At 69.1% G+C, this 23,672-nt stretch carries 19 protein-coding genes and 2 pseudogenes; 15 read left to right on the forward strand and 6 right to left on the reverse strand.

Annotated features, from left to right (window positions below):
- Positions 1-46: 46 nt before the first annotated feature.
- Positions 47-559 (forward strand): annotated as a pseudogene (locus MFF64_RS24215) (integrase core domain-containing protein); the annotation flags it as partial.
- Between the two features lie 173 nt (positions 560-732).
- Here the strand turns inward: MFF64_RS24215 and MFF64_RS24220 are convergent.
- Both MFF64_RS24220 and MFF64_RS24225 read right to left on the reverse strand, forming a co-directional pair.
- Positions 733-1,485, reverse strand: a complete 753-nt coding sequence (locus tag MFF64_RS24220; RefSeq protein WP_238192628.1) for a phytochelatin synthase family protein — start codon at positions 1,483-1,485, stop codon at positions 733-735.
- 237 nt (positions 1,486-1,722) lie between these two features.
- Positions 1,723-2,961: a cytochrome P450 gene (locus tag MFF64_RS24225; protein ID WP_238192629.1), complete on the reverse strand. Its 1,239-nt coding sequence runs from the start codon at positions 2,959-2,961 to the stop codon at positions 1,723-1,725.
- Between the two features lie 905 nt (positions 2,962-3,866).
- Here MFF64_RS24225 and MFF64_RS24230 point away from each other — a divergent pair.
- The 4 genes and pseudogenes from MFF64_RS24230 to MFF64_RS24245 all read left to right on the forward strand — a co-directional run bounded on the left by MFF64_RS24230 (position 3,867) and on the right by MFF64_RS24245 (position 9,607).
- A complete protein-coding gene (locus MFF64_RS24230) occupies positions 3,867-4,628 on the forward strand; it encodes a response regulator (RefSeq protein WP_238192630.1) in 762 nt (253 codons plus the stop codon).
- 2 nt (positions 4,629-4,630) lie between these two features.
- Positions 4,631-5,620 (forward strand): cytochrome-c peroxidase, encoded by a 990-nt coding sequence (locus MFF64_RS24235; RefSeq protein WP_238192631.1) that lies wholly within the window; start codon positions 4,631-4,633, stop codon positions 5,618-5,620.
- Entirely contained in the window at positions 5,617-8,109 is a 2,493-nt protein-coding gene (locus MFF64_RS24240; protein WP_238192632.1) for a two-component system VirA-like sensor kinase, read from the forward strand. The genes MFF64_RS24235 and MFF64_RS24240 overlap by 4 nt, the downstream gene beginning before the upstream one ends.
- 178 nt (positions 8,110-8,287) lie before the next feature.
- A pseudogene (locus MFF64_RS24245) lies at positions 8,288-9,607 on the forward strand (cytochrome P450).
- 116 nt (positions 9,608-9,723) lie between these two features.
- Here the strand turns inward: MFF64_RS24245 and MFF64_RS24250 are convergent.
- The 3 genes from MFF64_RS24250 to MFF64_RS24260 form a co-directional block, all read right to left on the reverse strand.
- Entirely contained in the window at positions 9,724-10,650 is a 927-nt protein-coding gene (locus MFF64_RS24250; protein ID WP_238192633.1) for a GNAT family N-acetyltransferase, read from the reverse strand.
- 714 nt (positions 10,651-11,364) lie between these two features.
- Positions 11,365-12,669, reverse strand: a complete 1,305-nt coding sequence (locus MFF64_RS24255) for a glycosyltransferase (RefSeq protein ID WP_238192634.1) — start codon at positions 12,667-12,669, stop codon at positions 11,365-11,367.
- Between the two features lie 380 nt (positions 12,670-13,049).
- A complete protein-coding gene (locus MFF64_RS24260; protein WP_238192635.1) occupies positions 13,050-13,943 on the reverse strand; it encodes a LysR substrate-binding domain-containing protein in 894 nt (297 codons plus the stop codon).
- A gap of 109 nt (positions 13,944-14,052) precedes the next feature.
- Between MFF64_RS24260 and MFF64_RS24265 the strand changes: the two genes are divergently transcribed.
- The 10 genes from MFF64_RS24265 to MFF64_RS24310 all read left to right on the forward strand — a co-directional run bounded on the left by MFF64_RS24265 (position 14,053) and on the right by MFF64_RS24310 (position 21,493).
- Positions 14,053-14,808: an SDR family NAD(P)-dependent oxidoreductase gene (locus MFF64_RS24265; RefSeq protein WP_238192636.1), complete on the forward strand. Its 756-nt coding sequence runs from the start codon at positions 14,053-14,055 to the stop codon at positions 14,806-14,808.
- Positions 14,809-15,259: 451 nt separating this feature from the next.
- Positions 15,260-15,532 (forward strand): hypothetical protein, encoded by a 273-nt coding sequence (locus MFF64_RS24270; protein WP_238192637.1) that lies wholly within the window; start codon positions 15,260-15,262, stop codon positions 15,530-15,532.
- Positions 15,532-15,843, forward strand: a complete 312-nt coding sequence (locus MFF64_RS24275; protein WP_238192638.1) for a hypothetical protein — start codon at positions 15,532-15,534, stop codon at positions 15,841-15,843. The genes MFF64_RS24270 and MFF64_RS24275 overlap by 1 nt, the downstream gene beginning before the upstream one ends.
- Positions 15,844-15,858: 15 nt before the next feature.
- Positions 15,859-16,434, forward strand: a complete 576-nt coding sequence (locus MFF64_RS24280) for an adenylate/guanylate cyclase domain-containing protein (protein ID WP_238192639.1) — start codon at positions 15,859-15,861, stop codon at positions 16,432-16,434.
- Positions 16,435-16,755: 321 nt separating this feature from the next.
- On the forward strand, positions 16,756-17,175 hold the full coding sequence (locus MFF64_RS24285) for a phytochelatin synthase family protein (protein WP_238192640.1): 420 nt from the start codon (positions 16,756-16,758) through the stop codon (positions 17,173-17,175).
- Between the two features lie 229 nt (positions 17,176-17,404).
- Complete coding sequence (locus MFF64_RS24290; RefSeq protein WP_099900530.1) at positions 17,405-17,935, forward strand: sigma-70 family RNA polymerase sigma factor; 531 nt, start codon at positions 17,405-17,407, stop codon at positions 17,933-17,935.
- Entirely contained in the window at positions 17,932-18,705 is a 774-nt protein-coding gene (locus tag MFF64_RS24295; RefSeq protein ID WP_238192641.1) for an anti-sigma factor family protein, read from the forward strand. Before MFF64_RS24290 ends, MFF64_RS24295 begins: the two co-directional genes overlap by 4 nt.
- 7 nt (positions 18,706-18,712) lie before the next feature.
- A complete protein-coding gene (locus MFF64_RS24300; protein WP_238192642.1) occupies positions 18,713-19,825 on the forward strand; it encodes a catalase family peroxidase in 1,113 nt (370 codons plus the stop codon).
- Positions 19,822-20,388 carry a cytochrome b gene (locus MFF64_RS24305; protein WP_238192643.1) on the forward strand — a complete coding sequence of 189 codons (567 nt, stop codon included), beginning with the start codon at positions 19,822-19,824 and terminating at the stop codon, positions 20,386-20,388. The genes MFF64_RS24300 and MFF64_RS24305 overlap by 4 nt, the downstream gene beginning before the upstream one ends.
- A gap of 655 nt (positions 20,389-21,043) precedes the next feature.
- Positions 21,044-21,493 (forward strand): hypothetical protein, encoded by a 450-nt coding sequence (locus MFF64_RS24310; RefSeq protein WP_133123566.1) that lies wholly within the window; start codon positions 21,044-21,046, stop codon positions 21,491-21,493.
- Here MFF64_RS24310 and MFF64_RS24315 read toward each other — a convergent pair.
- The gene (locus tag MFF64_RS24315) at positions 21,412-23,652 is read right to left on the reverse strand and encodes an ATP-binding protein (RefSeq protein ID WP_238192644.1); all 2,241 of its coding nucleotides are present in this window, start codon (positions 23,650-23,652) and stop codon (positions 21,412-21,414) included. The two genes, MFF64_RS24310 and MFF64_RS24315, sit on opposite strands and share 82 nt — an antisense overlap.
- Positions 23,653-23,672 lie beyond the last annotated feature (20 nt).

Here is a 23,672-nt window from a genome sequence, read left to right on the forward strand (position 1 = left end):
CAGTGCCTCCGTTCCTGAGGCCCGCAGCCTGTCTCAAATCATCTGACGACGGACAATCGGTGGACCCAACGAGGTCTGGGCCATGGACTTCATGTCCGACCGCCTCTTCGATGGTCGTCCGTTCCGGATCCTGACGGTCGTCGATTGCCACACGCGAGAGGCGCTCTCGCTCACACCGAGAGCCAACTTCCGCGCCTTCCAGGTGACCGAGGCTCTGGACGCCTTGGTCCGGCTGCGAGGTCGACCCAAGAGCCTGCGGGTGGATAATGGACCGGAGTTCGCCGGGCGCATGCTCGACCAGTGGGCCTACCTGAACGGGGTCGAGATCGACTTCTCACGACCGGGCAAGCCGACAGACAACGCCCATATCGAGTCGTTCAACGGCCGCCTACGGGCGGAATGCCTGAACGCTTCGTGGTTCCTGTCGCTGGCTGATGCCCGTGAGCGCATCGAGGACTGGAGGTGCCACTACAACGATGACCGACCTCATACGGGCCTGGGCGGCTTGACGCCCCGAGCCTTCGCCAATCAAGCTGTCACAGCCCGAGAACTTGCGTAGGTCGTGGACCACAAACGGGGTCAGCTCCACAAAACCGGAAAACTCGCACTCAGGCTGGACCAAAGCCATGGGGGGACGTCAAGTTCGGCTCAGAGCCATACTTCAGGGCGGACCACTCCGCTAGGGTCTGACCATTCTTCGCCCAACCGGCGGCCACTTGGTCGGAAAATGCTCTAATTGGCTCGCTCCCGCTGCTCAGACGAGGCGGCCTCGATAACCAGCAATCCTCGCGCGTTTCCGGACGTGCTGTCGAGCGTCGTAACGGCACGCCACAAGCGTTCGCTATGGACGAGGAAGGGCCGGTAGTCGCCGTTCACGTCGCCGACGAAGACGAGGTCGTCGTCCGGCAGGTAGCCGAGGACTGGGGAGAAGTGCCCGGCCCCCCGGCCAAATAGCGGCCCCCTGTGGAAGTTGACGATCAGCCGCTTACTGGGATCGTTGCCGCTGACCATCGCCTCGCGGAACGCGGGAAGCGAAAGATCACGTACGACGCTGACCCGACGATCGAGCCGCACGCGGATCAAGTCTGCCATCTCATCCAGCGTTAGGCCGTTCACGAGAATGCCGAACCAGGGCTGGAACGGCGTCCCTCGGAGCACGTCGGCTTGCGAGAAATCGACGCCGAGGGAGCGAAGCAGGTTCGCCACACTGGCAGGGCCGCAGAAGCTCGGGTTTCTCTGGTATTCGTAAGGACGGCGCCGGTAGGCGGCGGCGACCGGCAAGGCCCAGGCGCGGGCCAGAAGCGCGGAGTCGTGAAAATCAGGCTGCGCCTCGATCGATACGACGGACGCATAGGCGTTAGGCCTGAGAAGATGAGCATGAAAAATCGCGGCGCCGGCAAGTCCGGCCGCGAACACGATTGCTCCGAATAAAGCCTGCCAAGGGCGCGTCCAGCCCCGGCCTCGCTGCATCTGTTCGGCTCCCATGCCACACGTTCTCCGTTGAGAATGGGATTGCACCTGGCCGCTTCGTGTTCGACGGGCGCAGGACGGCCCGCGCCGCGCACGGGTCCCAAGGCCACGATCCGCGCCCCTGCGGGCGCCCACCTGCGCCCGGCTGAAACGGCCTCGACGTCCAGGCGAAGCGCGAGTGCGCGACCAGCCGATGGCCGCACCGGAGGCGACGCGGTGAAGCGAAGCCCCTCGGCAAGGCCAGAGCCCGCGTCAGGCGGCGACCCGGAGCGCATCGATGCGGCGGATGCCGGCGTGGCCCCGGATGACGGGCATCGCGCCCGCGAGGCGCAATCGCGGGGCAAGGCGCGTCAGGGCGCCGAGACCCTCCTCCAGCTCGACCCGGGCCAGGGCCTCGCCGATGCACCGGTGCGCGCCGCCGCCGAAGATCGGATGCAGGCGCGGGAGGTCGGCGCGCCGGATATCGAACGCATCGGGCCGCGCGTAAGCCGCCTCGTCCCGCAGCGCTGACAGCGTCGAGAGCATCAGCAGGCTCCCGGCCGGCACGACGTGCCCGTCGAGGACGATATCCTCGCGTGCGACCCGCGCGGCGGAGCCGACGCTCGGTTCGTAGCGGAGGGATTCCGCCACCGCAGCCGGAATCAGGCCGGGATCGCCGCGCACCGCCGCCCATTGCTCGGGATGCTGCAGCAGCAGCGCCACCTGCATGGCGCCGGCGACCCGGGTCGTGTCGGTGCCGCCGATGATCATCTGCACGAGTTGGATCACCACCTCCTGCGGGTTGAGTTCGCCCGTCGCCTCGGCCTCCGCCAGGAAGCGCGACAGGAAGTCGTCCGTGGGCGCGGCCCGGCGCACCTCGAGGATTCCTAGCACGTAATCCTGCAGCGCGACGGCCGCCGCCTCGAGATCCGGAATGTCCTCCGGCCCGAAGGTGAAGCTCAGCACGCGCGAGACCTCGTAGGCGAGGCGAGTGAAGCGCGGGACGTCGTCCTGCGGCAGGCCCAGGATGCCGGCGATGATCCGCGCCGGGATCAGGGCGGCGTAACGCGCGACGAGATCGACCTCGCCGTCCGGCAGCCAGTCCCGGACGAGGCCCTCTGCGGCCGCGCGGATGCCGGGGCGCAGACCTTCGATCATGCGCGCCGCGAAAGTGCGGGTGAAGGGTGAGCGGCGCCGGCGATGGACCGGGCCGTTGGCGGTCAGCATCCCGTGCGCGAAGATGTCAAACAACGTGCCTTCCAGGATTCCGCGCGTCCGCGGGTGCAGCGTCTCCGTCGCCTGGGCGCGGGGATCCCGCATCAACAGGTCGACGTCGCGGGCGCGGAGCACGACGAAGCCCGCGATCTCATGACCGACGAAGGGCAGCCGGGAGCGCCAGGCGCGGAACACTCCGTGCGGATCGGCCTCTAGTTCCGCTACCGTCAGCGTCGGAACGGCCTCGGGAGGCTCGAGCAGACCGTCCTGCTGCGTCTGCTCTGCGGTCTCGGCCATCTGCAAACCCTCGCGTGTGTGATCCGCGAGCACTCTCGAAGGCCCGAGCTACACATCGATGTCGGAAGTTCGATTGATCGTTACGATTGTAAAATGGGGTCTGCCCGGGGTCGGACGGGCGGGGATGGATGGAACCGAGCGGCCGAGAATGCGCCCGGCCAAGAATGCGCCCGGCCAAGACTGCGCCTTGCCGGCTTGCAGGAGAGGCGAGCCGGATGAATGGCCGCGGGGACGAGGCTCAGAGCGGATGTCGTCCGTCCAGACCCCGCAGGAAGTCGGCGTAGTCGGCGTGAACGGTGTGGAGGCAGGCGGACCGGGCGAAGCCGATCACCACTGCGTCGAGCAGCCAGCGTCCGAGGCCGTACGGTGGCGGCCGGCCTGCCACGTCCGACGGTGAGGTCGCACCGGCCGGCGTCCGCCGTCGGCTGCCGAGCCGTCCTGCACGCGCGAGCACGAGCCCGGGGCATTTCGGTCCCGACAGAAGCAGTCGGCGCCACCGGGGTTGTCTCTGCTCGACAATTGCATTCTCAGTCATATCAGACTTCCTGATGTGAAGTTATGACTGTTGTCGCGCCCAGTTACTCTGCCATGTCACGCGGCGACCGCTCGTGTTGCAACCGTAACAGACGTGATTTCAGAGTGCTCAGGGGAGCCATGTCTTGCGAGAATGCTGTTGCTGTGCCGCCCCGCGCGATATGGATGGTGCACTCACCTAGGCGGCGTGATAGCCATTGACCCCTGCAAGGCCCGACCGCCGGACACGTCATCGGCTTGCCGGGGGAGACGGCAACGGACGGCGAAGGCTTCCGGGGCGATGACGCCCCCGGCTCGACCGCTCTCCCGCGTCCCGAGCCGGTTCATCGAGATCGTGCTGTTGCGGCAGGCACTGCGGATGGGAGTTGGTGATGATCGAACCCAGTCTGGGTCGGGGTCAGGGTCGAAGCACGCGGGCCGGCACGACGCATATCCTGCTCATCGAGGACGATGCGGGCATGCAGCGCATCGTGTCGGACCACTTCGCCGAATACGACGTCGACGTCACCCCGGCGATCAACCGGGCGGAGGCGGAGAGGCGGCTCGCGGAGGGCACGTTCGACCTTGTGGTGCTCGATCTGCGCCTCGGATCGGAGAACGGCCTCGACCTGCTGCGCGACCTGCGCGCCAGGAGCGACCTGCCCGTAATCATCACCACCGGCCATCGCCGGGATGAGGTCGACCGGGTGATCGGCCTCGAACTTGGAGCCGACGACTACATTGTCAAACCCTACGGGCTGCGTGAGCTGCTGGCGCGGGTGCGCGTCGTCCTGCGGCGGGCGGAGGTCGCGTCCGTCCCGGGGCGGGTCCAGGATTCCCATCGCAGCCGCTTCGACGGCTGGGTGCTCGACCGGCGCCGACGGCGCCTGACCGATCCCTCAGGCGCGGATGTCGCCCTAAGCAAGGGCGAGTACGCGCTCCTGGTGGCTTTCCTCGACGCTCCCCAGCGCCCGCTGAGCCGCGAGCAGCTCCTGCAAGCCACGCGCGTCCACGAGGATGTGTTCGACCGCAGCATCGACGTCCAGATCCTGCGGCTGCGCCGCAAGCTGGAGGCGGACCCGAGCGCGCCGCGTCTAATCGTGACCGAGCGCGGCGTCGGCTACGTCTTCGCCGTGCCCGTCGAGAAACTGTAGCCGTGGCCTCTGCGCGCCCGACCCGGCCCCTCGCCGCAGCCCTCATCGGCAGCGCCCTCGTCATCCTGCCCCCGGCCGCCGAGGAAAGCTCGCTCCGCGGCCTCGTGCCCGCCGAGGCCGCGGAGACGCTGGATGTCATCAGCCCGGTCCCGCGCAGCCTCGGCGCAGATCCGGAGCGGGCCGGCCTCGGCCGGATGCTGTTCACCGACACCCGGCTGTCTCGCGGGGGCGACCGGGCCTGCATCACCTGCCACGACATCCGCAGCAACGGTGCGAGCGCGGTCCCCCGGGATCTCGCCACCGACGGCACGCCGGTGCCGCGCAACACGCCGACCGCCTTCAACGCGGGCTTGAGCTTCCGCCTGGGCTGGGCGGGCGACATCCCGACATTGGCCGATCAAGCCGAGCTCGCCCTGACGCGGCCGGAATTTCTGGGCGGATCCTGGCCCGGCATCCTCGCGGTGATCCGCGCCGATCCGGCGCTCGCGGAACCGTTCCGGGCGGCCTACGGCCGGGACGCCGATCGGGAGGCGGTGATCGACGCGATCAACAGCTTCGAGCTCAGCCTGCTCACTCCCGACAGCCGCTTCGACCGCTGGCTGCGCGGCGACGCCGACGCGATCAGCGCGGCGGAGCGAGTGGGCTATGACCTGTTCCGGGGAATCGGCTGCGCGGCCTGCCACCAGGGCGCCAACGTCGGCGGCAACCTGTTCGAGAAGGTCGGGATCTTCGTCACGCTCCCCGGCAGGGCCGCGGAGGTCCTGCGGGTGCCGAGCCTGCGCAACGTCGCGGTCACGGCACCCTATTTCGATGACGGCAGCGTCGCGACTCTCCCCGAGGCGGTGCGGCTCATGGGACGGGTGCAGCTCGGCCGGGACCTGACGGTCGCGCAGACGGCCTCGATCGTAGCGTTCCTCGGCACGCTCACCGGCACCTACCAGGGTCGGCCCCTCACGGCGCCGACCGCGCCCGATGCCCCGGCGCGGCCATGAGGCTGACCGCGCAGGCGGCCGTGCTCGGCGTATCGCTGGCGGCCCTGCTCACCTGGCTGATGATTAACGGCAAGGGCGAGATGGATGCCGCCTACGTGCAGACCCAGCGCACCGTGGACGCCATCGCTCTCGCCGAATCCCGGATGCAGCACGACGTGCTCCGGGCGCGGACCGGGCTCCTGCGCAACTACGATCCAATCGTCACCCACCTCCGGGAGATGGAGGCGGCCCTGACCGGATTGCGTGCGGCGAACGGACCGGACGACGGCGAGGTGCGCGCCTTGGCCGAGGCGGTCACCCGCGAGGCGGGAATGGTCGAGCGCTTCAAGACCGGCAACGCGCTCGTGCAGAATTCGATCGCCTATTTCGACTCCCTCAGCAATCGTCTGTCCGAGCCGAACACTGATCCCGACCTCGCCCGCGCGGTCGCCGCCCTGCAGATCCGCGTCTCGGAACTCGCCCGGAACGCCAGCCCCGGTCTCCTCGACGACGTCCGCACCCGGCTCGACGCCCTGGCCGAGAGCGCTCGATCCGGGGACCGGGGGGACGACATCGCCGCCATCGTCCTGCACGGGCGCCAGCTCCTGGAACTGCTGCCGCAGGTCGACATCGTCACCCGTTCCCTCCCGGCCTCCTCGAGCGAGGCGGAGCGGCAGGCCCTTTTGGAGGCCCACCGGGCCCTTCGGGACCGCCGGCAGGCCCGCGCGGACGGGTTCCGCCTCGCGCTCTACGCGGCGGCTCTGTGCTTGGTGGCCCTCGTGGTGCGCGTGGGCCTGCTGATGCGGGCGGGGACGCTCATTCTGCGCCGAACGATCGCCTTCCAGTCCGTCGTGGCCCAGGCGGCCAACCACTTCTCGGCCAGTCAGCCCGACGAGATCGCATCGCGCATCGTCGACGTCATGGCCATGGTGGGCACGGGAGCATCCACCGACTGCTGCTACATCCTGATGCTCGACGGCACCGACGCGGTGCATCTCTGGACCCGGTCGGGGCTGCCGGCCCCCCGCGGGTGGCCCGTTTCACAACGCGCTCTCGTGCCCGATATCGTCGCGGCGGCGGAGGACTACATCTTCGTCGAGACCGCGGACGGAATCGGACCTCCGGCACTGCTCCAATCCATGGCGGAGCGCGGGGTGGTCACGTTCACCTGCGCGCGCCTGCGGCGGGGAGGAAGGATCGTCGGCGTGCTGTGCTTCGAGCGCACCACCGGCGCTCTGCCACCCTGGATGCGGCACTCGCGGGGGCTCCTGCACGTCGTGGCCGAGAGCTTCAGCGCGGCCTTGGAGCGCCAGCACGTCTGGGCGGAGCGTCGAGAGACCGAAGCGGCCTTGCGGCGCGCGCAGCGGCTCGAGGCGATCGGGATCTTCGCCAGCGGTGTAGCGCACAACATCAACAACGTGCTCAACGTCATGCTCGGCCACGCCGAGATCGCCGCGGACGCCTTGCCGGTCAATCTGGAACGGGCGGCCGAGCATATCGGGCTGCTGGTTCAGGCGGGCGGCCGGGCCCACGAGATCGCGGGACAGATTCTCGACTACGGGCGACGGGGCTGCGCGACGCGGGGCACGAGCGCGGTCGATGCCATCGTCTCCGAGACGGTCGCCCAGATCCGCACCTCGACCGCCGACCCGACCGCCATCCGCATGACGGGAACGGCCGAAGGCGCGATCGTCGGCGGCGAGCCGGCGCAGCTGCAGCAAGTCATCCACAACCTGATCCGCAACGCCGTGCAGGCCTCCGACCCCGGCGCGCCCGTCGATGTGGGGCTCGCGCGCGTCTCGCTGCCGGATCGGCGGACCCTTTCGCACGGAGAGCTGCCACCCGGCGAGTACGCCCGGATCCGCGTATCCGACACGGGCCGCGGGATGGACGAGGCGACGCTCGCGCGAATCTTCGAGCCGTTCTTCACCACCCGTCCGGCCGGGACCGGCCTCGGGCTCGCCACCGCCTTCGAGTTCGTCCAGGAGCACGGAGGCGCTTTCGACGTTCGCAGCGGACCGGGCGTCGGCAGCGCCTTCGAGGTGTGGTTGCCCGCGCGCCCGGCGGCCGAGCCCGAAGCCTCGGCCGCCGGCGGCACCGTGATGATCGTCGGCGGCGCGCGCGCCGCGGTCCAGGAGGACGAGGAGACCCTCGCGGCCCTGGGCTACGAGCCCATCGGCTACACGGACCCGAACGCGGCGCTGACCGCCCTGCGCACGGAGCCGGAGCGCTTCGACCTGCTGATCGTCGAGAGCCGGCCGTCGGATTCGCTGGGCCTGGCTTTCGCTCGCCGCGCCGCCCGTATCGTGGACCGTCCCATCGTGCTCTCGCTCTCGGCCGCGGATACGGTAAGGCCGGAGGTTCTCTCGGCGGTCCCTATCGCCGACGTGACGCACCGACCCTGGCGTTCGAACGCGCTCGCTCTCACGCTGCGGCGCCACCTGGGGCCGGAGACGCGGCGCGCATCGCGTCGGCGCGAGGCCGCCGAGGATCGGGAAGCGGCGCAGTAGTGCGTCATCAAGGAGCCTCGACGAGGAGCCTCGACCCATGGCCGCCGCTTCGCACCCTCCGTGGAGCGCCGGCGGATCTTCAGTGACGCGGCGAGCCCCGCACGGCCGGCATCGCCCTCGACGAGGACACCCGATGGATCCCATCATGGCGGCGACCGACGCCCCCTTCATCCCGCCCATGCCGCCTCCCGCCCCGGACCGCGTCGGCGCCCTCGGCGTCCTGGCTGGCCTGCGCCGCAACGCCTACTCGGCCTTCCCGCCCCGGTGCCGGGAGCAGCCGGTCCTCGTGCTGCCCATGCCCGGCCGCGACGTCGTCGTCGCCGCCGGGCCGCAGGCGATGCGCGACGTGCTGGCGACGCGCCCGGACCTCTACCGGCGCATCGCGGCCGGCGACCGCATCTTCGGACCCCTCATCGGGCGCGGCGTCGCCGCCAGCGAGGGGCAGGCCTGGCGCCACCAGCGCCGGATACTGGCCCCGGCCTTCACACCCCGCACCGTATCCCTGCTGGCCCCGCACATGGCCGCCTGCACCGAGGCGGCGCTCGGTCCGCTCGAGGCGTCCCGCGGGGAGCCCGTGGACCTCCTCACGGTGATGCAGGACCTCAGCCTCGCCGTCGCCTGCACGAGCATTTTCTCCCTGGAGACCGACACGTTCGGACCGCAGCTGCGCGGGCTGCTCCTGTCCTATGCGGGTGGAATTGGGCGGCCGCGGGCCAGCGACTTCATCCTGCCGCGCTGGATGCCGACGCCCACCACCTTCCGCCGCTCGCGCTTCCGCCGGCGCTGGCGGGCGCTCATCCTGGCGATCATCGCTCAGCGCCGGGCGTCTCGTTCCCCGGAGGCACCGCGCGACCTCTTCGACCTCCTGTCGGAGGCTTACGAAGGGCGGGAGGAGGACCTCCTGGCTGACGAGGTGTCGACGATGATCTTCGCCGGACACGAGACGACGGGCCTAACGCTGTTCTAGGCCTGCTACCTGCTCGCCAACTCGCCCGCCTGGCGCAGCGCCATCCGGCAGGAGGCGCGGCGGGTGGACCTGTCCCCGGGCGGGGCCGGGTCGGCCGTAGGCGCCCTGCCGGTCACGCGCGCCGTGGTGGACGAGGCGCTGCGGCTCTACCCGCCGGCCTACATGACGGCACGCCAGGCGGTGGCCGACCACGACTTGTGCGGCGTGCCGATCCGGCGCGGCGCGATCGTGCTGATGCCGTTCACCCTGCTGCACACCGACCCGCGCCTGTGGGCCTCGCCCAAGCGCTTCGACCCCGGGCGGTTCCTAAGCCCCGCGAAGACGGATCGCTACAGCTTCCTGCCGTTCGGCGCGGGCCCGCGCGTCTGCATCGGGGCGCAGCTCGCCACGTCGGAGGCGGTTCTGGTCCTGGCGCGGTTGCTGCGGGACAACGACCTCGTCCTCGACGATGGCGGGCCGGTGCTGCCGGTCGGCTCGTTCGCCACGCGGCCGAGCCGATCCCCGGCCTTTCGCCTGCTCGCATCCGGGTGAGGCGGGTGGAGGCGGCACGGCGACGACGTGGTCCGGCGCGTCGGGAACATCCTGCGCCGGCGAGGACGCGCGAGATCGAAGACCCGTCGCGCCCTATCGATGGGCCGGCGGGTGGATCAAGCCGACCGCTTGAAGTTCGGGCGCGTGTAGCGCCGAAGGAAGCCGGCCCGTTCCTGGTTGCGGTACGATGTGGCGCCCTCGTCCGCGTGATCGGCAGGTTGCGAGGTTTCGCAGGTGAGGACGGTCGCACCCATCGCCGCGGCGGCGCTCACCTGTGCCGCGACGACGCTGCGCTGCGCGCCGCGCCCCCGAAAGGTCGGTCGGGTCGCCTCGACCCCCAGCCAAGCCGCCCCGTTGCGGACGAACATGCTCCCGCAGCCGGCGACCTCGCCGTCCACGATGGCGGCGAAGCATCGCCAGGACGGGCGGCCGACGAGCGCAGCGAACCACGCTCCGCACGCTGCCGGGAGACCGAAGCCCTCCACCACCGCCCGGCCGAACGCGTCCGCGCCTTCGTCATCCACGACCTCGACCGGCACGGGCTCGACCAGCGGATCGCGACGGCGCGGTGCGTCCGTCGCGACGAATTTCGCCCAGCCCATTCCGGCTTCTGCGAGAGACGAGCGCGCAAGATGATCCTGCAGGATCGGCGTCCGGGCACCCGGTGCGATCTGCAGCGCCCAAGACGCCGCATGGTCGTCGAGCCACGAGGTTGCGGCATCGAGATCGTCGATCAACGGCTCACGCTCGATGCCGACCGCCAGCGCTCGGTTCAACTCGGTGATCGGGATCGCACGGCAGCCCAGCAGTCCCATGCCGGCGATCGTCTCGTGGGAAAGGCCAAGATCGCTACGCGCTTGATCCGGGGCGGCGGAGAACAAGTCGAGCCAGGCATCACGCTCAATCACCTCCGCACAAAGGTCTACGTTGTTCACGATTGAAATCATCAGGCTACTGCCCATCGTTGAATTCTTGCGGTAGATGCAGCTACGTTCGTTATTTTTTTGTGAAAACTTGGTGTTGTACCCTCGCGGGACGATCATCCCCACGTCGCGGGCAGCTTCGACGTGACCCGGTCCTCCCGGGCCCTCCGATGGGAGCGGGACGTCCCGCTCCGCCAAGTCTTCGAGAGGGTACCAGAGCATCAGCAACGAGCGGAGTGCCGGGTGCTTCTGGCAGTCGGAGGCAACCCGCCGTCTGATATATCCAAGGCGGCGGACGGGCGCCCGTCGCTTCCGGGGGCGTCGGGTCGGCAGGAGGGTCCGGGGTGGCGGTTCACATTCCACAAGCCTGCCGGAATGGTGCCAATCCCGTTTCACCACGGCCGCGTTCCGAAAGAATTTTCAAGAGCCCGCTCGAGCGGGGTGTTCCACCTAAGATTCGGGCAAGTCGGATCTATCCCACCCTCTCCCCTCATCCTGAGGGGCGACCGCAGGAAGCATCGAAGGAGGGCTCCAGAAGTGGCGCGGCCCCTGGAGCCCTCCTTCGAGGCCCAGCGATCTTCGATCGCCGGTCACCTCAGGATGAGGGGAAAGGATGGGATAAATTCGATGTGCTCAAGTATAAGTTGGATGACGCTGATCGGACGGGCTCCGATACGCACGCCTCCATTCCTGCGTGGGTGACTCGCGACCTGCCGTGTCTCCGCTTCCAGCACGGTCGAGCAGGCGACCGACTTCTATCTGATGGTGAGGTCTGTTCGTCGATCGGCCGGCCCGCCGGGACACGTCCTACGATGCATTCCAGCGCAATCTCGTTCAGGTCGCGCGGGTCTTGGTGACTAGGGCGTCCAGAATGCCCAGGATCTCGGCCGGCGTGTCGATGGCTGCCATGTCCGCCGCTATCGCGCGCGCGCGCTCACCGTAGGACGGTTCTGACAGGATCCGATTGACCGCCGAGCGCAGGGCAGGGGGTTCGGGCCGGTGCGTGGGGATCTCGATGCCGACGCCGGACCACGACACCCGCGCGCCGACCTCGGCCTTGTCCTCGGTGCGCCCCGCCGCCACGATCGGAACGCCGGCACGGAGGGCGAGCTGTATCGTCCCGTAGCCGCCGTTCGTGACCAGCACGTCGATCCGCGGCAGGAGAGCCGCGAAATCGAGAAACTCGGCGAGCCGGGCGTTCGTCGGGATCGGTCCGCGCACGGTCTCGGCCGGCCGGCCGCCAGTGGTGACGAGCACCAGCAGGTCGTCGCGCTGGGCGAGCGCGGCGAGGGTCGGCTCGACAAGCTCGCCGAAATCCGCGTTCGCGACCGTGCCTTGGGTCACGAGCACGACCCGCTTGGACCCGTCGAGCTGCTCCCACCAATCCGGCAGCGCGGCCTCTCGCGACGGCGGAGGGGGCAGGGCACCGACGAACCGGACGTGGTCGGGCAGGCGTCCGAAATCATACTCGAAGGCCGGCACGGTCGTCTGCAGGACTGCGTCGGCCATGAGGTGGCGCGAGTGCAGTACCCCGCACGGCAGGGGCGGCAGGCCCATCGCGGCCAGCTGGGCGTCCGCGTAGGCGCGGACCGGCGCACCAAAGACCTTGTCGGCTTCCCTCGCCATGGCGGCGTACGTCGTCCGCGTGACCTCGTCGGGTGCCGGCGGCAGCCCGATCATGGTCGGAGCACCGTCCGGCCTGTCCGCCACCATGATGGTGATGCTGCAAGCGACAATCGGCGGCCGGGGCGTCTTACTGTCCAGGAACAAGGCCGTCGCGCCAAAGAACAGGTCGTCGATGACGATGATGTCCGGACGATCCGTTGAGACGATCCTGCGCAGCGTCTCCGCCTGCGGCCGCATCGGGTCGAGGAAGATCCGCTCGAAGTTGTAGCGGAGCTGCTCCGGCCCCGGGGGCAGGCTGGCGCGCTCGGGCAGCACCTCCTCGATCCGGGTGAAGTCGATGTCCGCGCCGGGGTCGAGGGGCAGGAAGCGGGCGCCGGATGCCTCGACGGCCCCCCGGAGGTACGTGGCCGTGGCAACCAGCGCCTCGTCGCCGCGAGCGAGGGCCATGCGCGCGATCGCGAGCAATGGATTCAGATGGCCGGCGGCCGGGGTGGCGGTAAAGAGGATCTTCATGCGGTACCCGTCGCAATGACAGAGCAGGCGATGGTCAGCCGTACGCGACGCGCTGCCATGCGCCCGGCGATCGACGACCGTTTCGGCCTCGTTCCGGGATCTACGCCCCCGAGGCTACGGCAGCGTTTCAACCGCCCGCGATCGGGTTACAGCTGCAACATTGGCTTTTACGCACATCCGCCGGGACGCACCGGTTATCGCGGTCTCCATCTGCATGGCCGGGCCGAGGACGATAGTTCGGCGCCTCCTCCTGGAACGGCGAGCGAAGCGAGGACGACGAAGAGCCTGGCACCGATGCCTGGGCGCGCGTTTCGTGATGAGCATCTCACGGACAGGGTGATACGAGTTCCGGACGATCACTCCCGCGGGATCGCTACCACTCACAGCTCGGGAAACTCCCGCGCCATGTGATCGATGAAGGCGCGCACCGCCGGCGGCAAGCCGCGGCGGGTGGTGAAGACGAGATGGACGATGCCGTCCCTGCTCCGCCACTCCTGGAAGACGCGGACGAGGCTGCCGGAGGCCATGTGGGCGGCGCAAGCGTGATCCGGCAAGAAAGCGACGCCCAGCCCGGCTGCAGCCGCATCGCAGAGAGCGGAGTAATCAGCGCAGGTCATTCGCGGCTCGTGGCGCAGCACATGCGTCGCCCCGTCCTCTCGCTCGAGGGTCCAGGTGACCTCACCCGCGTCGTCGCTCGTGCCGAGCGTTGCAACGGCGGTGAGATCCCCGATCTCGGCACCGAGCTCATTCGCTGTCTGCGGGTTGGCGACGAGGATCCAGCGCGAGTGTCCGAGCGAGCGCATGGTGAGGGAGGCGTCGGTCGTCAACTCGCGGCGGACGCGCAGGGCAACATCGATGCGTTCCTCGATGAGATCGACGGCTCGATCCGTCACCACGAGCTGAAGCCGGACCCTCGGGTAGCGGATGAGGAATTCGTGCACGATCGCCGATACCACCTTCACCAGGTTCGGCGGACAGCTCATGCGGATGCGACCGTGCGGCTCTGCCTGAGCTTCCGCGACGAGGGCTTCCGCCCGCTCGGCCTCCAGCATCATCGCGCGGCAGCGCTCGTAGAAGGTCTGCCCGATCTCGGTGACGCGGAAGCGCCGGCTGGAGCGCTCGATGAGGCGTACCCCGAGGCGGGACTCCAACGCAGCGACCCGGCGGCTGAGCTTCGATTTCGGTTCGCGCAGCGCGCGACCTGCGGCGGCGAAGCTGCCATGGGCGACGACCTCGGCGAAGGTGACGTAGTCGTTGAGATCCTGGCGCATCATCGTTCCTCATCTGGAACGCTGTGTGCCATTATCGCCGTCTACTCGCATCATCGTTCCGGCTGCATCTCTCCCGGCAGCGGCCCACACGGCCGAACGACGGAGATCGACGATGACCAGCAGATTTCAGGACAAAGTGGTGGTGGTGACCGGCGCCACGAGCGGCATCGGTCTTGCCGCCGCTAAGGCCTTCTCGCAGGAGGGCGCTTCGGTGTTCATCACCGGCCGTCGGCAGGACGCGCTCGACGCGGCAGTGAAGCGGATCGGCGGCCGGATCACCGGCGTGCGCGGCGATATGGCGAACCTCGCGGACATCGACCGCCTCTACGACGCGATTCGGCAGAGGCACGCGCAGATCGATGTCGTCTTCGCCAATGCGGGCGGCGGCGATTTCGCGCCGCTCGGCGCCATCACCGAGGACCAGTTCGATCGGACCTTCGACACCAACGTGAAGGGCACGCTCTTCACCGTTCAGAAAGCCCTGCCGCTCCTGAAGGATGGCGGCGCTGTGGTTCTGACTGGCTCGACCGCCGGCATCGAAGGCACGCCAGCCTTCAGCGTCTACTCCGCCAGCAAGGCGGCGGTGCGCAACTTTGCCCGCAGTTGGATCCTCGATCTGAAAGAGCGCGGCATCCGCGTCAACGTCGTCAGCCCTGGCGCGACGCGCACGCCGGGTCTCGTTGGCCTTGCCGGTGATGACATCGAGAAGCAGCAGGGCCTTCTCGATTACCTGGGTTCGCGCATTCCGCTCGGGCGTGTCGGTGAGCCGGAGGAAATCGCGAAGGCGGTTCTCTTCCTCGCTTCGAACGAGGCCAGCTTCGTCAACGGCGTCGAGTTCTTCGTCGATGGCGGCCAGGCGCAGGCCTGATCGCAGAGCGATGACTCGTCCGGGGCGCGGAGCGACCTTCGCACCTTGACGCGTGTCACGCGGGGGAGGGACGCGGAACACAGTCTCAGATAGCTCGTCGGCCCGGCTCTCGCCGACGAGCCCGCCGTTCTGACCGTCATGACAGGGGGCGGGCGTGGGCTCGACGGGCCTAGTGATGCAGGTTCCGTCCCGCCCTGGCGGTCGCGCGCGCAGCGCCGCCTGACGGAAGCGCCGGGCCCGGCGACGCCGGACGCTACCGAAGAGAGCCGCGGAACCGGCGACCGATCCGTCCACCCTGATAAAGGCACCCGGACCCGTGGCATTCGGATCGCGTATAGAAACGAGGAGACCCGGCGCGCTCCACACGATGTCCGCAGTCGCCGTAAGATTTCCGCTGTAAGCCAGTTTCGGCCCGATGACATCTTGGCGAAAGATCGGACGTCCCATTCTGGTGCTCCGTCAACCGGAGCTCGAGATCATGATTTCTTCCCGGATGAAGACCGCGGCGATCGCCGCGACCGGAGCTCTTCTCCTGTCGCCTGCAGCCCCGTTCACCGCGCAGTCGCAGCCACTTCCACGCGTCGCGCAGCCCGGCATTCCGAATCGCGCCGGGATCGTGCTTCCCCTGACGTCCTGGACGGATCGGGATGCGCGTTCTCCCACCGTCGAGCGCGAGCACGTCCGGGCGCAGCGCATCATCGCCCGCGTCTGCACGGGCTGCTGATGCTGGCGCTGTCCCTTCCGGAGGCCCGCCCCGTTCGTCGCCCTCCCGCCGCCGAGGGGGCGGGGCGCGGCGCGCTCCTCGCCGCGGCACCGATGCCGCTGCTCCTCGGTCTCGCGGCCGCGACCGCGCCGGAGTCTGTCACCCTCGGTCTCGCGGGGCTCGCCCTGGCCTGGCTGTCGCTGCGGGTCCGGCACCTGCGCCACGCCAAAGAGGAGGCGGCCCGGCACCGGGGCAACCTCGCGCGCCTGACCGCGCCGGAGGTCGCCCGGCTGCTCGCCGAGTCCGATTCCATCGCCCCGCATGCCGGGTAGGAGCAGGAGGCGACGGTGCTCTTCGCCGATATCCGCGGATTCACCCACATCTGCGAAGATTTGGCCCCCGCCGACGTCGCCGCGTTCCTCGCCGAGTTCCGGCTCCGCACCGCGCGGGCCGTCGAGGCAGCGGGCGGCCTCGTCGACAAGTTCGTCGGCGACGAGGTGATGGCTGTGTTCGGCGTGGCGGAGCCTGTGTCCGGGGATGCCGACCGCGCCGTCGAGGCGGCGCGCGCCCTCGCGGCGGCGATGCAGGACTGGAGCTGCGAGCGCGAGCGGGCCGGCCTGCCGCCGGTTCGGATCGGGATCGGGCTGCACCGCGGTCCGGTCTTCGTCGGCGCCATCGGGGTACGGCGCGTCGAGTTCACCGCGGTGGGCGACACCGTCAACGTGGCCCGCCGTCTCGAGCAGATGACCCGCACACTGGCCTGCGACTGCCTCGTGTCGGAGGCGGTGATGCGGGCTGCCGCGCGCGGGGAGGCGCGGGTCGCGGCGGTTCAGCCGGTGCGGGGTGCCCGAACCGTCCGGCGCCTGTTCGCCCTCCGGCTGGAGACCGGACGGACGGGCGCGGCCCCGAACGAAGCGGACTGATGGGCGCATGGTGGACGAACCGCTTCGACGCGGTCGCAGGCCCTTCGCCGTCCTCGGCGCGGTCGCGCTCCTGACCGCGCTCGCCGTCGCGGCCCCCGACGCTCCGGTCCTGCCGGCGTGGAACGCCGACGGTCCGTCACGTCGATCGAGGCCCGCCCCGAGTATCATGATCCCGCGCGTCTCGCCCGGGACTGGGCCTTCCCGGTGGCGGCGACCTACCGGCGGTTCTCGTACGAATACCAGAGCAACCCAAGCTTCTGCGGTCCCGCGAGCGTGGCAAACCTGCTGCACTCCCTCGGCCTTGAGGTTGCGTAGGCCGACATGCTTCGCGGCACGGCGTTCCGGCCCTGGTTCGGCGTGCTCGTGAACGGCCTGACGCTGGACGAACTGGCGGACGTGGTCCGCACGCGGTTCGAACGGCCGGTCCACGTCGTGCGCGATCTTTCGCTGCCCGCCTTCCGCGAGGCCATGAAGCGCAGCAACGACCCTGGCCGCCGCATGATCGTCAATTTCCATCGCGGGCCGTTGTTCGGCCGGGGCGCCGGGCACTTCTCGCCGATCCTCGGCTATCTCCCCAACGAGGATTTCGTCTTCGTCGGCGACGTGAACGACCACGACCGGCCATTCCTGGTCGGCAGCAAGCGGTTATGGCGCACCGTCACGACGATCGATGGCGCATCAGGCAAGGGCCGCGGGTTGCTGATCGTCGAGACGACGCCTCGCCGGGACAACCCCGGGTAGCCGACGGCCTTCGCGAGAGAGCGGATCAACGTCGCCGATTGCTCACGCCTGCACAAGCGGCCATCGCCGGTCCGCTCCCGCCGATACGACCTTGGCTGGACCACGAAAAATTCCGCGGTCCGATGGAATATCCCGGACGAGGCGGCGTCTTTGTCCGAGTCGGACTGCCCCGCCCTCGCGCAGGGCGCCCCGTGACGACAGGAGATGCGCGGATGTCGGGAGGCTGGCCGTGAGCGACATGATACGGCTCGTCGAGCCTCTGATCCCGGCCCTGCGCCGCTACGCCCGAGCGCTCCTGCGCGACCCCGCCGACGCCGACGACCTCGTCCAGGACTGCCTGGTGCGGGCGGTGAGCCGGTGGCACCAGCGTCGATCCGACGGCGATACCCGCACCTGGCTCACCGCAATCCTGCACAACCTCGCGGTCAGCCAGATGCGCCGGCGCGCTCGGCGCGGTGCGCACATGTCCGTCGAGGACGCGCCGGAAGCGAGCCTGGCGGTTGCTCCGAGCCAGGACGGGGCCTTGCGTCACCGCGACCTGATGGCGGCGCTCGACGCCTTGCCCGACGAACAGCGCAGCGTGCTGCTGCTCGTCACTGTGGAAGGGCTGTCCTACGCCGAGGCCGCGCAGGTGCTCGCCATCCCGACCGGCACCGTTATGTCGCGCCTGTCGCGCGCCCGCGACCGGATGATCCGGCTCATGGACGGCGAGGGCGTTACCGTTCCCGCCAAGCGCCCGCTGCTCAGGAGGGTGAAGTGACCGCGCGCCCGATCAATGAGGATGACCTCCAGGCCCTCGTCGACGACCGGCTCGACCCTGCCCGCGGTGCCGAGTTCGAGGCGTATCTCGCATGCAATCCCGACGCGCGGGCCCGCGTCGAGCGCCTGCGGATCCTCGGCCGGGACCTGCGTTCCGCGTTCGCGCCCGTGCTGGCCGAGCCGGTCCCGGCCCGGCTCAATCTCGCGCACATCCTCGAGGCGCGGCGACGCCCGCGGAGGCCGGCCTGGCAGGCCACGGCCGCGGCAATGCTCCTGACCCTGGGCGGTCTCGGTGGCTGGGCTCTCCACGGCGCGCTCGCGCCGGTCCCGGCCGGGGTTGATGCTCTTGCGCAGGAGGCGGGTGCCAGCTTCGCCGTCTATGCGCCGGACCGGTCCCGGCCGGTTGAACTCGCCGCCGGCGACCGCGACGAGATCGCCCGCTGGTTCTCCGCCCGGCTCGCGCGCCCGGTCGAGGTGCCGGATCTGAGCGCGGCCGGCTATCGCCTGATGGGCGGGCGTCTCGTCGCGACGCCCCACGGTCCCGCCGGCCTGCTGATGTACGACGATTCCCGCGGCACCCGCCTCGTCATGCTGATGCGCTCCATGGCCGAACCCGGCGACGCGCCCATGCGCGAGCACCGATCCGGTTCGGCCACCGGCTACGCCTGGGCCAAGGACGGGCTCGGCTACAGCCTCGTGGGCCCGGCCGACCTGGCCGGCCTGCACCCCCTCGCCAACGAGATCCGCCGCACGACCGCGACGAACACCTGAGGCCGCCATGACCCTGTTGCACGACCTGACCGGGGCACCTGCGGGCACGACCACCCGCGCCCTCTGCCTGCGGCTTTCCGCCATCGGGGCGGTGCTCGCCGCGAGTGCGGGCACCTTCGCCTATGCCGGCGGCTGGCTGTCGCCGGGGGTGCTGACGCCCGCCCGCCTCGTCGACCGCTTCGAGCAGGTGAACGGGCCGCATCCCGGCTTCCGGCGCAACCACGCCAAGGGCCTGTGCGTGTCGGGCAGCTTCGCCGCCGACGGCACCGGCGCCAGGCTCTCGAAGGCGAGCCTGTTCGCGCCCGGGCGGGTGACGCCCGTCGAGGGACGGGTCGCGCTGGCGGGCGGGCAGCCCTACGCGGCGGATGCCGAGACCACGGTGCGCAGCCTCGCCCTGCGCTTCCGGCTGCCGGACGGCGAGGAGTGGCGCACGGGCATGAACAACATCCCGGTCTTCCCGGTGCGCACGCCCGAGGCGTTCTACGAGCAGCTGCTCGCCGCCAGGCCCGATTCGGCAACCGGCAAGCCCGATCCGGAGCGCTTGGCGGCCTTCTTCGCCGCGCATCCGGAAAGCGCGAAGGCCGCCGCCCTGATCAAGGTGCGCACGATCACCTCGGGCTTTGCCGACAGCACCTACTGGGGCCTGAACGCCTTCCGGTTCGTGGCCGCCGACGGTCGTGCGACGCCGGTACGCTGGGCCGTCGTGCCGGATAAGGAGCCGGCGCCGGAGACCACCGCTCAGGCCGCGCGGACGGACAGAAACTTCCTGTTCGACGATCTTGCCACGCAACTCCGGCAGCGGCCCTTGCGCTGGCACCTTATTGCAACCCTCGGCCGGCCGGACGATCCGGTCGCGGACGCGACCCTGCCCTGGCCCTCGGATCGCGAGAGCGTCGATCTCGGCACGCTCACCCTCACGGGCGCGGAGCCCGAGGCATCGGGCAATTGCCGTGACGTCAACTTCGATCCGCTCGTTCTGCCGGACGGCATCGCGCCGTCCAACGATCCCCTGCTGAGCGCCCGCTCGGCCGCCTATGCCCGCTCCTTCACCCGCCGGGCCGGCGAGGAGAAGAGCCCGAGCGCCGTTGCGGCGACACCCGCCCGAGGAGCCGACCTGTGAGCGACCTTCCGCGCTTCAACCTGCCCGCGCGCGTGCTCCACTGGAGCATGGCGGCGCTGATCCTGGTCATGCTGCTGATCGGCGTGGCGATGGTGGCCTCGCTGGCCGACTACCACGTGCTGGTCGCGGTGCACCGCCCGCTCGGCCTCCTCATCCTGCTCCTCGCCGTCGTGCGGCTGGCGAACCGCTGGCGTCACCCGCCGCCGACCCTGCCGGCGGACCTCCCCGCCTGGCAGCAACGGGCCGCGCATGCCTCGCACGTCGCCCTCTACGGGCTCATGCTAGCAATGCCGCTTCTCGGCTGGGCGATGCTGTCGGCGGCACGCGATCCGGTGACCCTCGCCGGACCGTTCGTGCTGCCGCCGATCCTGCCCCATAGTCCGCTCGCCTACGCCTGGCTGCGCGCGCTCCACGGCGTGCTGGCATATGCGCTGTTTTGCCTCGTCCTCGCCCATCTCGGCGCGGCGCTGCTCCACGCTTTGATCCGTCGGGACGGTGTATTCGCCAGCATGGCGCCCTGGCGACGCCGCCGCTCGGCTACGGGGCTCCAGGCAGACGCCTGACCCGGAGACCCAACCGTCCCGCTTGCTTGGCGCCGAGCACGACCGTGGTCGCGAGCGGTAGCGCCTCTCCGAGGCCGTTGCGAGGGGACGGGAACATCGATTGCTGCGTTCATGCACCGGGATCTAGGGGATCGCCGGATCTAGCATTCCTCACATACGAGATCCAGAAGATCACTTCCTGATCTCGGATCACCAGCCAGCGCGGGGTCTGAGCGAAGCCGCTTTCCGCATCGTCACAGCGATTGCAAAGCAGCTGCCGCGCGATCAATCCAAAATTGCATGACCGCCGCTCTTAGGACGCATGCGGTCATTCACGTCGGTCTGGCCGAAAGTCCGGATGTGGCGCGAAGCTGAACGAACCGAAGTGTGGACTCCGACATCATGTGGGCGTTTCCGCCGACGCCTTCGAAGAGCTGCGCAGGATGCCTGCTCCTGATCTGCTGCGACATCGTCATCGCCGTGCGTGCGGCGGCTGGATGCCTGCTCGGGCAGGGGAGGGGTCCAAAGAACGACGAAAGAGTCCGGCAGACAGTGACCCCTTCCGGACCTTCCCCCTTACCGCTTTGAATGTCCGCTCTGAGTGAGCAAGCAGACCTAATCCCGGCGGAACGGCTACCGGCGCTTGCGAATATGACGGCGAGCTCGAGCTGAGGTGATGCAGCTCTACCTCGACTGTGATGGCGTGCTGGGGCATTGCAATGCGTACGCGACACGCGTGGCGCTGAACGAACTGATCACCGATGTCCTGCGACATGGGGCGCTCGCCGAACCGAACGGCCGGATAGATGTCACGTGGTGGATCGACGCCCGGCCAGCCGGTTGCGGCTTGCGCTGCGACTGGGCCGAGCATGACGGGCTGCTGGTTGAACATCCCACCCGCGAGGCTTCGGCTATCACCCTTTTCAACAAAGTCCTGACGACGCAGACGGGCGCCGAGCTAAGCGTCGCCTTCGCGCCCGATGGACTGCACGTCTCCATCTGCATGCCGCTCCCGACTGGAGCTGAGAGGACGGTTCGGCAGCGTCAAGCCTCCCCGTCTCGAGCCCTGTTGCGCCCGCGCCCAACGACCTTGCGAAGCATGCGCGAGACCTGGTCGGCCGAGTAGGGCTTCTGCAGCAACTCGAAGCCGTGCGAGCCTTCCTGGGCCAGGACGTGGCTGTATCCCGATGCCAGCACCACCGGCAGGTGCGACATCCGTCGTTTCAGGAGCCGGGCGAGCTCTATTCCGCCCATCCCGGGCATGACCACGTCCGAGAACACAACATCGAAGCCGGATCCGTCGACCCCCAGCTTATCTAACGCTTCCTCGGCGTTGGCCGCCCAGGTTGTGACGTAACCGAGGTCCTCCAGAATCTGGGTGGCGAAGCGCCCGACTTCGATATTGTCCTCCACTACCATCACCCGCTGGCCAGCGCCCCCGGGCTCGACCACCCCCGCATCGACCGGCTCCTCCCGCAAAGCACGATCCGCTTCAATCTCGGGAAGATAGAGCGTGAAGGTCGTTCCCCGGCCCGGCTCACTCACCACGTCAACATCCCCGCCTGACTGCTTGGCGAAACCGAAGACCTGGCTGAGACCAAGCCCGGTTCCCTTGCCGACCTCTTTCGTGGTGAAGAAGGGCTCGAAGACACGGTTCAAGAGATCAGGCGGGATGCCACATCCCGTGTCGGCGAGAGAGACCGCAGCGAAGGGACCAGGGGCGCTCGCATGGCCCCTGATGGGCGGCAAAGGAGTGCCACAACGCAGGCGCAGCGTCAGCGTTCCCGCTCCGTCCATAGCGTCGCGCGCATTCACCGCCATATTGACGAGCGCGGTCTCGAACTGGCTGGTGTCCACCCGGACGTAGCAGGGGTGCTCGGGCACCTCGGTCACCACTCTAATGCGGACACCCGTGACCGTGTCCAGCAGCTCGCCGACGACGCCCAGGCGGGCGCCGACGTCGAGCGTCTCGGGTTTCAGGGTCTGGCGCCTTGCGAACGCTAGGAGCTGGCTCGTCAGCTTTGAGGCGCGATCCACAGTCTCCGACACGGCGTTGAGGTAGCGGGACCTGCGCTCCTCGGCCAAGTCCGGGCGCCGCAGGAAGTCCACCGACGAGCGGATGATGGTGAGCAGGTTGTTGAAGTCGTGGGCCACGCCTCCAGTTAGCTGACCCACCGCCTCCAGTTTTTGCGACTGTCGTAACACCGCTTCTGTTTCGACAAGCTGGGTGGTCCGCTCCTCGACGCGCTGCTCAAGCGTCGCGTTCAGCGCCTCCAGCTTCGCGATGGCCCGAACACGTTCGATGTGCGCCCAGGAGCGCTCCGTCACCTCGGTGATCAGCGCGAGGTCATAGTCCGACCAGGTGCGCGGGACGCGGTCGTGGATGGCCATCAGCGCGGTCAGCCGCCCGTCTTTGACAAGTGGCATGCAGATGGTGGCCGCGATGCCGATGGCCTGAAAGGTTGCGGCCTCCTCGGGCGCCAGTTCCGCGAGATTGTCGTTGATGATCAGTGGCTGGCCGGCACCGAGGTCGTGGACGGCCCGCTTCCCGAAGTCGGCGAGGCTGTAGTGCCCGACGATGCTGGGGGAACCCGCACCAGCCCAGTCGCCCCTGATGGTGAACCCGTCCTCGTCGGCGTCCATGTCGGCGTAGGCGCAATTGGAGAGGCCGAGATGCTCAGCGACCATGCGTGTGGTCGTCGCAAGGATCTCGTCGGCGTTGGTCCTTTTGGCGGTTTCCTTCCCGAGCAAGTCGAGAAATCCGAGACGCGCCTCGTTGGCACGCAGGGCCGCCTCGGCCAGCACCCGGCTGGTCGTCTCGGTGCAGGCGCAGAACATGCCGGCGACCCTGTCCTCTTCGTCGCGGACCGGCGAGTACGAGAAGGTGAACCATGTCAGCTCGTCGTGGCCGCATCGGTTCATGGTCAGGGGCATGTCCTCCGACCATGTCGGCTCGCCGGCGAGGGCCCTCTCAATGAGGGGGGAGATGTCGGGCCAGATCTCGGCCCAGATGTCGTGGAAGCGGCGTCCGAGGGCGGCTGGATGCTTGCCACCCAGGATCTCGGCGTAGGCGTCGTTGTAGAGGAAGCCTAGCTCCGGCCCGAAGGCCACGAACATCGGGAAGCGCGAGCCCAGCAGAAGGCTCACAGTCGAGCGCAGGCAAGGCGGCCACGTGTCGGGACACCCGAGCGGCGAACCGTTCCAGTCGTGGAAGCGCATCATCGCGCCCATCCGGCCACCGCCGGCAAGGAAGAGGGGGAACGGGGATATGGTGCTCTCGGTCATCCGGGACGAGTTCGGCTGAT

Source organism: Methylobacterium frigidaeris, from assembly GCF_022179185.1.
GTDB lineage: Bacteria > Pseudomonadota > Alphaproteobacteria > Rhizobiales > Beijerinckiaceae > Methylobacterium > Methylobacterium frigidaeris.